General features: G+C 43.5%; 8 protein-coding genes. 6 read left to right on the forward strand and 2 right to left on the reverse strand.

The window, feature by feature from the left end; translation table 11 throughout:
• Nucleotides 1–2 precede the first annotated feature (2 nt).
• The 4 genes from IPH84_12360 to IPH84_12375 are packed head-to-tail and all read left to right on the forward strand — an operon-like array spanning nt 3 to nt 5,941.
• Entirely contained in the window at nt 3–647 is a 645-nt protein-coding gene (locus tag IPH84_12360) for a hypothetical protein (GenBank protein MBK7173999.1), read from the forward strand.
• A complete protein-coding gene (locus tag IPH84_12365; GenBank protein MBK7174000.1) occupies nt 571–1,440 on the forward strand; it encodes a hypothetical protein in 870 nt (289 codons plus the stop codon). The genes IPH84_12360 and IPH84_12365 overlap by 77 nt, the downstream gene beginning before the upstream one ends.
• On the forward strand, nt 1,425–2,774 hold the full coding sequence (locus IPH84_12370) for an ATP-binding protein (GenBank protein MBK7174001.1): 1,350 nt from the start codon (nt 1,425–1,427) through the stop codon (nt 2,772–2,774). Before IPH84_12365 ends, IPH84_12370 begins: the two co-directional genes overlap by 16 nt.
• A 50-nt stretch (nt 2,775–2,824) precedes the next feature.
• A complete protein-coding gene (locus IPH84_12375) occupies nt 2,825–5,941 on the forward strand; it encodes a hypothetical protein (protein ID MBK7174002.1) in 3,117 nt (1,038 codons plus the stop codon).
• A 162-nt stretch (nt 5,942–6,103) separates the two neighbouring features.
• Here IPH84_12375 and IPH84_12380 read toward each other — a convergent pair whose 3' ends face one another.
• The gene (locus IPH84_12380) at nt 6,104–8,179 is read right to left on the reverse strand and encodes a T9SS type A sorting domain-containing protein (protein ID MBK7174003.1); all 2,076 of its coding nucleotides are present in this window, start codon (nt 8,177–8,179) and stop codon (nt 6,104–6,106) included.
• Between the two features lie 267 nt (nt 8,180–8,446).
• On the opposite strand from IPH84_12380, the gene IPH84_12385 reads away from it, so the two are divergent.
• A complete protein-coding gene (locus IPH84_12385; GenBank protein MBK7174004.1) occupies nt 8,447–8,791 on the forward strand; it encodes a protein-tyrosine-phosphatase in 345 nt (114 codons plus the stop codon).
• 187 nt (nt 8,792–8,978) lie between these two features.
• Entirely contained in the window at nt 8,979–10,196 is a 1,218-nt protein-coding gene (locus IPH84_12390; protein MBK7174005.1) for a DUF1016 family protein, read from the forward strand.
• A 109-nt stretch (nt 10,197–10,305) separates the two neighbouring features.
• On the opposite strand, the gene IPH84_12395 is transcribed toward IPH84_12390, so the two are convergent.
• On the reverse strand, nt 10,306–12,213 hold the full coding sequence (locus IPH84_12395) for a 1-deoxy-D-xylulose-5-phosphate synthase (GenBank protein ID MBK7174006.1): 1,908 nt from the start codon (nt 12,211–12,213) through the stop codon (nt 10,306–10,308).
• Between the last annotated feature and the right edge of the window lie 177 nt (nt 12,214–12,390).

Below are 12,390 nucleotides of genomic sequence, written 5' to 3' on the forward strand. Positions count from 1 at the left end.
ACATGGCCGCCCCCATTCACCGCATACGAAAACAGGTTTGGTCAGTAAGTACTGACAAAGCTGAAGATGCTTTTAATCTAAGAAAGCAATTGCGTGATGAATGGGAAAGCCTGTTGCTGCCTGTGTTTGAAAAAGTTTTCAACGAGGTAGCAGGAGGAGATGAAGTGATACATATTTCAAAATTATCCTTACAAATACGTGAATATCCTACTGCTGACCCTGAAGGAGAATTTCAGAAGACCATATACCGACAGTTAATGGAACAGTTAAAGCCAATCCAGGGGGAATCCATAGATTTTGCATCCAAAGGCAAGATTGTAACCCGCAAGGAGTATAACCGTGACGTATTCTTACATTACCTGGAAACAGGAAATCTGCCATGGGACGTCAATCATATCACCTCCTCTGAAATTAAAACTGAATTTCAAAAAGTATTGGATCATGAGAGAGATGCCATCTCGTCGTATATCAGGAGCAAAAAACCTGGTTCCGACTTTTTATTCCGATGGCTGCAAATCCTCCAGGATCATCCGGTGGTATTAGCCGAATGCCTGGAGAAAACCTTTCAATGTGCCGCCACTTTCCGATTTCTCCACCTGGATCCTGGAATTCCTGAAACCGGCTCCGGATTCATCGGGATTGTATGACAGGATCATGAAGGCAGCTATTTTGCTTGAGGATCTGATTCAAACACAACCTGACCTTAAAAGCAACAAAAGGAAAGTACCGGGAAGCCAGCCTGCTTTAATATCAGATCATGGCGAAGGAAACGACCTCACAGAATCAAAAGATTCTTCAAAGAACATAAATCAATCGATTAAGGAAACTGATACCCAGCCATTGGTGACTGACAGGACAGATATAAATTCCACCGATACAGCTGCTTCAACAAATAACGGATTACTGATGCATGAATCAGAACCTTTGGCCGGACTGATCCTTCCAAATGCCGGACTGCTGTTACTGCATCCTTTCCTTCCTGCATTATTCAGGCAGCTTGAATTGATATCTGGTGAGACATCAGTCCTAAAGGAAGAAATATTGCCAAAAGCAGCATCAGCACTCTACTTTCTTTCCAATGCCAATGAAGAACCAATGGAATTTGAAATCGGGTTTATCAAAGTGCTTTTAGGGCTTCACCCGATGCATCCACTTCCTTTGGCGGGTGGACTGCTAAATGATCAGGACAAGGAAGAATGTAATTCCCTGTTGTCTTCCGTGCTTTCTCACTGGAAAACTCTGGGAAACACCAGTGTTCAAGGACTACAGCAGTCTTTTCTGAACAGAAGAGGCCTTTTGAGCGAAAGTGAGAATCAGTGGAATGTAACCATAGAGCCGAAAGCCTTTGATTTATTGTTGGATCAGTTGCCCTGGAGCATCAGCATTATCAAGTTAGACTGGATGAAAAAACCAATATTTACGGAATGGCGGACAAATTAACATCTAACGCATCGGACCTGGAAATGGAAATGGCCTGGTTTACAGAAGTACTGGAAACCCGGCTAAATTTATATTTTGGAAAGAAAGAGAAGAATGAGATTTTGCAATTCCCAGCTCCTCCTGATCTTTCCGGAAGTGAATCGTATTATGCCCGCTTCGTGAGTTCACGCAACCTCACAATTCCTGAAAGATTAACACTGATTTTATCCCTTATTCCCCACATCAGGCCACAACTTCTGGATGTACTCTGGACCCAGAATACCACAACTTCACGGGGATTCACCGAATTCGGGGGATGGAAAGGAATCCATCATAGTGGGTTTATTCCAACAGGGGAAACAGCGGCCTTTATTATTGGAGGCGATGCTTTGGAAACACGCTTTGAAGTGACACGAATTTTTGAGGGGACACACCCATTTTCAAAACAGAATATCCTCTCACTTTCAACCGTTGCTCCAGGTGAGCCTGTATTAAGCGGGGCACTTACTGTCTCAGGGGAATACCTCAACTGGTTCCTGATGGGTATTGAGCGCAAGCCGAACTACAATATGGAGTTTCCTGCAAAGCTTATTGAAACCAGGCTTGATTGGGATCAACTGGTATTGCCGGCCTACACCCTGGAACAACTTGAAGAGATCAAACACTGGATTCTCCATGGAAAAACCCTGCTTCAGGAATGGGAAATGGACCAAAAGTTGAAACCGGGGTATACCAGTCTCTTCTATGGTCAGCCCGGCACAGGGAAAACCTTCTCAGCCTGCCTGCTGGGGAAACATTGCAACTGTGATGTTTACCGGATCGATTTGAGTATGATTGTTTCAAAGTACATCGGTGAAACCGAAAAAAACCTTTCCAGGATCTTTGATATGGCTGAGCATAAGAACTGGATTCTATTCTTTGATGAAGCGGATGCTCTTTTTGGGAAACGCACTAAAGTAGAGGACGCACATGATCGCTACGCCAACCAGGAAGTGAGTTACTTATTACAAAGGATCGAAGATTTTAATGGCGTGGTAATTCTGGCCTCCAACCTGAAAACCAATATCGACCAGGCTTTTCTAAGAAGATTTCAATCAGTGATTCATTTCCCTATGCCAAAACCTGCAGAGCGACTGAAGATCTGGAAACACGCTTTCTCTCCGAAATCAGTACTTGACAAGAAAGTGGATCTGGAACATCTTTCGGAACAATATGATATTTCAGGGGGCACTATTATGAATGTTGTGCGTTTTGCCTCATTAAAGGCACTTAGCAGAAACACGAATACCCTACTGAATGATGACCTCGAGGAGGGCATTCGAAGGGAATTCCTGAAAGAAGGAAAAAGTATTTGAATCTCTTTTATTAATCGCTTTCCCTCTCATTAACTATTGGAAATCAGAAAATGGAAGCTCTCTTGCAAAAAACAGTGAATCGTCCTGCTGCCATCACCCGGGCTGCAGCTCATCCTGTTGCGGGCAGAAGAATACTTCCGGCAACTAATCTTCATGTGGTGCGCTCCACAGAAAACAACATTCGGGATCACCGTGAAGAATCACAACCTCGTTCAAGACCTTCTGTCATAACATCAAGGCATTCTGCCAGGGAAGCTATCCCCAATAGCAACAGTACCGGGAACCAAAACCGGGAAGAAACGTCGTTCCAGTCACCTTATCTTCGCAGGTATGAAGAAAGTGGTATTTTCAGAAACCGGGAACAACAGGAGACCGCCCCCCCTGCAGAATCTGACCATGGAATTGAATCACCCATTACTACACCTGTCACACGCCAAAATGAGACTGCAACTGCCGGGGAACGGAATCTCATTCCTTTGCCGGGGTCAGTAAATACGCGTGAATCCAGCACTGAAAACCAGGCAGGAACCTCGGAAGCGGTTCATGCCCCAGCACAGCAGGCTGCTGAAGCGACAAGTGTTTCACAACCAGCTCCTGCATCAGGTCCGGCATTAAGCCCTGCTCAAATTGCAGCCATACACGAATCGGAACACATCCGAACTGACAGCCTCCAGACCGAAACCCGGACCCACCAGGTGGCGGAGTCAAGGAAACAAGTAACCCGTGAAACCCTGGGAGGAAGCCGGCGTGAGATTTCAGGATATTTTAATTCCAACAGGCAGATGCTGGAACAAACCATCAGTAATGGAAGAGAATCTGTTACCAGCCTGTTTACTATGGTGGTATCCGCTATTACCAATGGAAGCAGTGCCATTTTCAATATGGCGAATGCGCTGCTTGCCGGACTTCAGACCGGAATCCTCAGCCTTTTTGTTAACCTCACAGTAACAGCTGCTACCTTCATCAACCAGATCACTACGCAGATCACCCAAATTCTTCACTCCATCCCTGTGCCCAATATTCCCGGAATCAGTGAAATCCGCTCCCTGATAACAGGAATGCTTCATAGTGCGGCTAGATTGATAACAACCTTCATGTTGGCGGCTTTCTCTCTTTTGCAAAGAGCGGTGCAGAATATTATAGCCAGGGTCAGGAATTTCATGAACCAGCTATTTTCTTTGGTATCTCGTTTCCTTGCACATGTGATAAGCACTGTAACAAGAATGCTGACAAATGCCATGAACATGATGGATCAGGCATGGAATTTTGTCGTTCTTAGGATCAGCCAGGTACTGGATCGCCTGGTTTACCCAGTAGTTGACTTACTGGAAACAAGGATCATTCAAGCCATTGAAACAGGAAAGCAACGCACCCTCAACCTCATCAGGATGAATCGAACCTTATACCTGATGGCTTTGTCACAGGTGATCCACCCGGATCGAAGAAACCCACTGCCTGAAAGGGAAAAATCCAAAGATCCCATTGGGGAGATTCGTCAGTTAGGAAGGGATGCAAGCAGAAATAACAGGCTCATAATCACCACCTTTGAAATGGTTACCGGTGGGATTATTAATATGATCCTGGGATTCATCACCACAGAGGCTTCAAGGATCGGGCTGGAAGTGATGTCGTTGATCATAAGGATCAGCGGATTCATCCAGCAGATGATACAGACGGTTATAAACTCATTTATGATCATCTTCAATATTATAAATATCTATATTCAAAGTCTGTTCGCGCACCTTACCACGGTGATGGAGAAGGCTATCAGCTTCTTCTTTTCACTTTCCAGAAATGTGATTGATGGACTCAGTAATTTCACCCGTTCGGCGTTCGGACGAATCCGGAATGTTGTTGCCGGGGTTATCCAGGCGCTTTTCCGGTTTATACGGGGAAGTGTATCCGGAATCATTGAAGCAGTGGGTGCTTTCAATCCAAATGTTACCCGTGCTGAAATGCCGGATGCTCCAGTGGTAAATGCCATTAACCATGCCTATCCCAGGTCAATTACAACGGTTTTCACAACCCTCACCAGGGTTGTATCGGCATTTTCAAGGGTTATTGGTATTATTATTCCTTTGGCATTATCCCTCTTGCTTATCACAGTATTACAGTTTATACAAAGAGTGATGATGGCGCTTGCAGCATTATTGATCATTCCTCTTGTGAGTGCATTGATGAGGCTGCTCCTGATAATTTTAAGGCCCGGCAAAACCCCGGTAGCTCCCCCTGCGCCTCAACCAGAGTATGCCCCTGGAACAGGGATCACTGTTGACTACTCCGTACCATTGGTAAACAGCGATATACAAGCCTCAGAAGGAGAAAAGATGATCTTTGGTGTTGAAGGTGCTGACACTGATCGCCGAAAAGGGCGTACTCCTTCGGCAGGAGGCAGCCCGACAGCTCCGGCCTGGACGAATATCCCCGGAACCGGTCCTTATGAAACCAGGTATCAAGTGAGCGGGGATGCAGAATTCAATTCCTCAGGGTCCAGGCTGCAGCAACTTGTATTTTCTTCGCTGGAAACCAGGAATACCTATTTGTTTATTAAAGGCAACTGGGATAAAAAACGAATTACTGTTACTGCAACCCTTAAGGACAAAGCCCCTGCAACAGCAGCACCGGCTTCAGGGAGCACTCGTGACAGGGATAAAGTCATCCGCTGGACCATTCTGCCCCGGAAAAATCCTGCACCAACAGGTCTGAAGCGGGTTCAAGGACCAGGATCTGCCTTTTCCCCTGCGCCGGTTTCCTATGGATATGAAGCCACACCACCTCTTCCACCCAGAAGGCCAAGCTATCTGAATCAAACCGTTCTTGAATCATTTTCTAATACAAGGGCCCTCTTTTTCACTATGGCTGATCTGCGCCCTGAATGGAAAGCAGCCCATGCTTCCCTCGACACTCCTGATAAAGTGGCTATTCATCTGTATGGTACCAGTAATAACGGAACCTTTGTGTTTGATCATCATGACCGGATTTATGACAGGCATTCAGGATTCGGGGACACATCTCCATTTACTGATGCTGCACTTGCAAGGTCATCGGGAATTGGTTACAGTAAACGCCAGGTATATTCCTGCGGTGGGCGTTCTGTTGGCACAGCACTGATTGAAAGAAGAATTAATGATGCATCAGGAATCCAGGTAAGGAAAACAGGTCCATAAAAAAACCGGCTGCAAAAATGCAACCGGTGAACTAAAAAGTGCCTAGAGTGAGCTAGAGTGAACTAGAGTGCCTAGAGTGAGCTAAAGTGCCTAAAGTGAGCTAGAGTGAGCTAAAGTGAACTAGAGTTAGCAGAGAAATCTGAGTTCCTATTTATTTAAATTTCAATGGTTTACCACCACTTTCCGGGCCAGTTTCTGATCTCCGGAAGTAACAGATAACATGTAGATTCCTTCCTGAAGCTGACTTACGGGCACCTGTATTGTTTCATTGACTTCGTTGTTTTGAAGTTCCTTATGATAAACAACCTTTCCCAGCATATTGCTAAGTTGAACAGTAATGGCATTCTCTGTCCGAATGCCTGAAATTTTCACAAAGACTTTATCTGTAGCAGGATTAGGATAAACTGTTGCCTTGAGCTCTGCAGGTATTGAACCGATTCCCACTGATTTATTGGTGGCAATATTCGAACGGGAGCTACTGAAGTTTGATGCTTTGAAAGGAGTGCAACCGTTTGGATTAACCACTTCTACCATGTAGTAAATGGTTCCTGCTGGAGCATCCAGGTCAGTGTATGAATTAAAGCTGGAAGAAATGGAAGTAATCAGGCTCATCTGTCCCGGTGATGTGCCCCGGTAGATTGCATAGGAACCTACGTTAAAACCAAGGTAATCGGTCCATATCAGGTTCCAGGTACTGCCAACACCCTGATTGATGGATAAATGTATCGTCTGGTGTAAGTCCCCAGCCGGGAAAGTATGTCCTGCGCCATCTGTGAATCCAAGTTTATACCGGTAGGATTTCACAGCCGGGTTGGAACTGGTATCTGTAAAGGTTGAGAAATCACTGTAATTGAGGGTTCCAATAGGGTTATACACATCAGCTACATCGGTTTCCTTATAGACGACGAACTGGTTGATAAGTGGAGAAACAGGCTTCTCCCAAACAATTACATTGCGGTTGCTGGCACTATCCACGGTTACCATACAGATAGGGGTTTCAGGGAAGTTGAGCACACTGAAAGCATTGCTGCTCTGTGTCACAAAAGGAAGATAATAATCGCTGATCCTGATTTTATACTGGTCTGATTCAATCATAGGGGTAGTCCATTGGTAACTACCTGTAAGACCTGCATTTACAGGGAAATCGATGTAGTTCCAGTTCTGGCCGTTATCGGAAGAGTATTCCAGGAATAAATAAAATGAATTGGGGTTGTCGTAAGTCCAGTTAATGGTAACAGGTTGGTTGGTATTAAAGATTTCTCCTCCCTGAGGTGAGCTAAGGGTGATTACCGGGGTAGCAAGCAAAGTGAAGGTTCCGCTTAATCCGAATTTAGTAGGATCAGATGCATCCGAAACCCTGATCAGGCAGTTTGCAGAAGGAGTACCTTGCACTGTCCAGTAATAATAACCATTTGCCGCATCAATATCAGTAGCCATTGATTGCCAACTGGCTCCCCCATCTGTTGACAGGTCAATATTTACAAGGCTTATATCATTGGCTATCCATGAAAAATAGGACTCTTCCCCAATATAAAAAGCATCCCCGTCATTCGGAGAATTCATAATAACTGGTGGGGTAAAAATGGTGAAGTACTGATCACTTATATCAAAGGTAACCTCTGGATAATAAGGGTCATATATTTTCACGAGAACTTCACTGGAACTGAGGAAAGGAACATAAACCTGTGCTGATCCTCCGCCAGGTTCACTGTACCCGCTTCCCAGGTTCATCCAGTTAATACCTCCATCAATTGAATAATCGATATACAGGTAATAAGGAAGATTGGTCCCGGTCCATGAAACGTTTGCAATTTCCCCAAAGTTCCAGGTCTCACCTCCATTTGGGGTGGTTAATGTAAGTAAAGGGGTTTCCACAATGCTGAAAAAAACTTCTCCGAAAACGGTAGGCTCACTTGCCGAAGTCAACCTCAGCAAACACTGATCAGACAGTATATTTGGGATGGTCCAGGAATAATAAATCCCTGTAACATTGTCCGCAATCTCAGTCCAGCTGGCTCCTGCATTGGTAGAATAACTGATATTAACAGTATCGGCACCATAGGAATACCACGAAATATCCATCGGGCTATTCCGGTAGGTAACCTGTCCATTGAAGGGTGCATAAATATAAATATAGGAAGATTGTGCTATAGCACCCAGGTTCAGCAGCATCACCAACAAGGTAAAGCTAAGGATGTGCGGCTGAAATTGTAATAATCTGAGGGTATAAGTTTTCATGGGTTTTTGTTTAATGGTGTTTTGTAAATATTCAACAAAGAAAACATGGTTTTGTTCCCTGGCAAAAAGTATCTGGATGGGGCAGAATAAATGGGGACTGAATGGGAAATTTGATGGACTGAATATAAATTCACAAAAGTGGATACAGAAATTTGTCTTTAAATCTTGGAAACTTATACCCGTTTATATGCGAATTGTTGAGCCAGAGAAAAAACAGAATAGATTATATTTGTTAGTTGGCATCAATTTTAGGACAACAGAAATCGAATGACAGAAAGACCTAACATATTAGTAGTTTGTGGCAGAAATAAAAAGCGTAGCAGGACAGCGGAATACATTTTTAAAAATGATGACCGTTTCAATATTCGTTCAGCTGGACTAAGCCCCAAAAGTGATAGAAAAATTTCCGAAAATGATTTGAATTGGGCGAACATAATTTTTGTTATGGAAGCTGGACAACGAGCAAAAATATGGGGTCTATACAGACATTTAGAATTACCAACAATTGAAGTTCTCAACATCCCCGACAACTATGAATTTATGAATGAAGAACTTATAGAAATGCTTTCTGAAAGAATAAATGATAAGTTGAAAATAGTTTACAATATCTAGGACAATTGCAGTTTTACATATGGATATTAGAACAATGCGAGGAGCGTAAATGCCTATACGAAGGCTAGTACGAGCTTGATTCACGGAAAGAAAACCTCTTGGTTGATATTGAGTCAAGCTAGTCAAAAAAAACAATCATTTTGGAGCTTTCACTTTTTATTGGTTAATGCAAGTAAATAGTTAGTACATGAATTTCGAAAACCTGATTCAAAACCTTCGGGTTACTCATGATACCCTTTTAGATTCAGTATCTAAAGCTGTTAATACTGCCATGACCCTTCGTAATTGGCTTTATGGGTATTACATTGTAGAATACGAACAAAAAGGTGAAGATAGGGCTGGATATGGTGATAGATTGATTCGTTCAATTGAAAAGCAATTGAAAGATAAGGGTCAGAAAGGTATATCTTTTACCAATCTAAATATTTATCGACAGTTTTATCTTACATATCCTCAAATTGGAGCTGCTCTTCCTCATTATCTTAATAAACTCGCAAATATTCAGGCAGTGACTGAACAATCGAGTGATGGTAGAGATAATAAAATTATTCAGGCAGTGCCTGAACAATCTCAGGTTACAAATAATGATCCAAATCATCAGGCAGTGCATGATGAATTAAGAGTCCTGGATATCATAGCTATTCAGGTTTCAAATCAAACAAAAGGTGCTGATCCAAAACCCGGACTTAATCCGGTACGATTACTTCAAACATTATCATTTACTCATATAGTTGAACTAATTAAAATTGATGATCCATTAAAAAGGGCATTTTATGAACTTGAATGTGTAAAAGGTACCTGGAGTACAAGAGAGCTTCAACGTCAGATTGAATCACTATATTTCGAACGTTCCGGCCTTTCAAAAGATAAAAAGAAGCTATCTGAAATGGTTCGACTTCAAGCAGTTCAGCTTACACCTCATGATGTAATCAATAATCCTTTAACAATCGAGTTTCTTGGTCTTAACGACCGGACATTAGTAACTGAATCTGATCTGGAACAAGCCTTACTTAATCATCTCCAGGAGTTTTTGTTGGAATTGGGATATGGGTTCTGTTTTGAGGCTCGTCAAAAACGAGTATTAATTGATGGCGAATATTATTTCATCGACCTGGTATTTTATCACCGTATCCTGAAATGCCATGTACTTGTTGATTTGAAAATAGAAAAGTTCAAACATAGCCATGCCGGGCAAATAAATGCATACCTGAATTATTATCGGAATGAAGAAATGCAGGAAGGGGATAACCCTCCGGTTGGAATTCTACTTTGCACCGATAAAGGTGAAACAATGGCAAAGTATGCCACTGCCGGGTTGGAACATAGCATTTTTGTGCATAAGTATCAGTTAGCCCTGCCAAGTAAAGAAGAATTAGAACAGTATATTGCAAGGGAAATGCAATAGTCGCGAAACATCAGAAACAAGTATCCCGAATTAAATTTACCTTGCTACTCAGGCAGCCAACTTGAAAATAATGAGCTGATGATCATGGCATAGGAACAGAGAAAGATGCTTATTGAACCTCTGAATTCAGTTTGCAACCCGCTTCAACAATCCCTTCCACATCAAACCCACATTCCCTGTGTAATTCCTCCAGAGTACCCTGTTCAATGAAACGATCGGGAACTCCCAGTCGGTGAATTTCGGCAGAAAAGCCATGGTCATTTGCAAACTCAATTACAGCGCTGCCTAATCCACCAAGGATAGTACCGTCTTCAACAGTAATTACCTTTTTGAAGTTGCGGAAGACTGACAGGAGCAGATCCTCGTCTAAAGGCTTCAGGAATCGGATATCGAATAAGGCTGCATCAATTCCTTTCCCCATCAGTATTTCACAGGCGCTGAGGGCATAGTTTCCGGAATGTCCAATAGTAATTATTGCCAGGTCTTTCCCGTCACGAATTTTTCTTCCTTTCCCAACTGTCAATGCTTCGAACGGTTTTTTCCAGTCAGGACTGATGCCACGTCCCCTGGGGTAACGGATAGCAAAAGGCCCCATTCCCGGAAGCTGGGCAGTATACATCATATTCCTGAGTTCCAGCTCGTCCATCGGACTGCATATCGTGAGGTTGGGAATGGCTCTCAGGTAAGCAAGGTCATACACTCCATGATGGGTAGCTCCATCTTCACCAACCAGTCCGCCACGATCCAGGCAGAATACAACATTCAGTTTCTGGAGGGCCACATCATGAATCAACTGGTCGTAAGCCCTTTGCATGAATGTTGAATAAATATTGCAAAAAGGAATCAGCCCTCTTGCAGCCATCCCTGCGGAGAAAGTTACGGCATGTTGTTCAGCTATTCCTACGTCAAAAGCACGATGAGGCATTTTAGCCATCATCAGATTGAGGGAACAACCTGTTGGCATGGCTGGTGTGACACCTACTATTTTTTCGTTTTGTTCAGCCAGTTCAATGATCGTCTTACCAAATACCACCTGGTACTTGGGTGGTTGATTCTGGCACTGGGTTTCCTTTAATACCCCGGTTTCCTTATCAAACTGTCCGGGCGCATGGTATAAAGTCTGTTCTTTTTCTGCACGCTCAAATCCTTTGCCTTTGGTAGTAACAATATGCAACAGTTTGGGACCGGGGATATTCTTCAGGTCTTTCATCAGGTGGGCCAGACGAACAACATCATGCCCGTCAACCGGTCCGAAGTAACGGAATCCGAATGCTTCGAAAAGGTTACTCTCCTTGAGCAGGGTAGTTTTCAGTGCATTTCCGAACTGTTTAACCACAGCACGGGAATTGGCTCCATACCGGGTTTTTCCACCCATAAGGACCCATATTTTGTCGCGAAGGCGATTATAGGTCCGGGAAGTTGTAATATCAGTAAGGTAGTTCGATAATCCACCAACATTCTTATCGATAGCAATACCGTTGTCGTTAAGGATTACCAATAGGTTCGCCTTGGAAACCCCTGCATTGTTCAATGCTTCCATGGCCATGCCACCGGTCATGGATCCATCGCCGATAACAGCAATATGTTGTTGTTTCCTGTTGCCTGAAAGTGCAGAAGCAACGGCCATTCCTAAAGCAGCAGAAATGCTGGTTGAAGAGTGGCCGGTTCCAAAAGCATCATATTCACTTTCAGTCCTTCGTGGAAAACCGCTGATGCCTTTATACGTGCGATTGGTATAAAATATATCCTTCCTTCCTGTGAGAATTTTATGGGCATAAGCCTGGTGGCCTACATCCCAAATCAACTTATCATCAGGTGTATTAAAAACATAATGAATGGCCGTTGTTAACTCCACCACACCCAGGCTGGCACCCAGGTGTCCCGGGTTCTTTGAAATCACTTCCAGGATGAATTGCCTGATCTCAAGGCAAAGCCCGGGCAATTCCTCAACCGGGAGTTGTCTCAGGTCATAAGGTGAATTAATCTTCGAAAGTAAGGTACCTTGCGAAGGCGTCATGTTTGCTTGTTTGGAAGGTAAAAATACGCTTTTCCAGACAAACGTCAGAAATGAAGTGCTATTATTCGAGGATAGTTACAACCCTCTGTATTTAAGGAATATTAAGAAATGGTTAGAGATTGTATAAAAATGCTATTTCACGAAGAATTCAGAAGCCATCCGCCTCAGGCGGACAGA

It is taken from the genome of Bacteroidales bacterium (genome assembly GCA_016707785.1).
GTDB lineage: Bacteria > Bacteroidota > Bacteroidia > Bacteroidales > UBA4417 > UBA4417.

Excerpts from the sequence above, each read along its gene's own strand:
- IPH84_12390 (MBK7174005.1), top strand. The coding sequence starts at position 8,979 with ATGAATTTCGAAAACCTGATTCAAAACCTTCGGGTTACTCATGATACC.
- IPH84_12380 (MBK7174003.1), bottom strand. The coding sequence starts at position 8,179 with ATGAAAACTTATACCCTCAGATTATTACAATTTCAGCCGCACATCCTT.
- IPH84_12370 (MBK7174001.1), top strand. The coding sequence starts at position 1,425 with ATGGCGGACAAATTAACATCTAACGCATCGGACCTGGAAATGGAAATG.
- IPH84_12385 (MBK7174004.1), top strand. The coding sequence starts at position 8,447 with ATGACAGAAAGACCTAACATATTAGTAGTTTGTGGCAGAAATAAAAAG.
- IPH84_12395 (MBK7174006.1), bottom strand. The coding sequence starts at position 12,213 with ATGACGCCTTCGCAAGGTACCTTACTTTCGAAGATTAATTCACCTTAT.
- IPH84_12360 (MBK7173999.1), top strand. The coding sequence starts at position 3 with ATGGCCGCCCCCATTCACCGCATACGAAAACAGGTTTGGTCAGTAAGT.
- IPH84_12375 (MBK7174002.1), top strand. The coding sequence starts at position 2,825 with ATGGAAGCTCTCTTGCAAAAAACAGTGAATCGTCCTGCTGCCATCACC.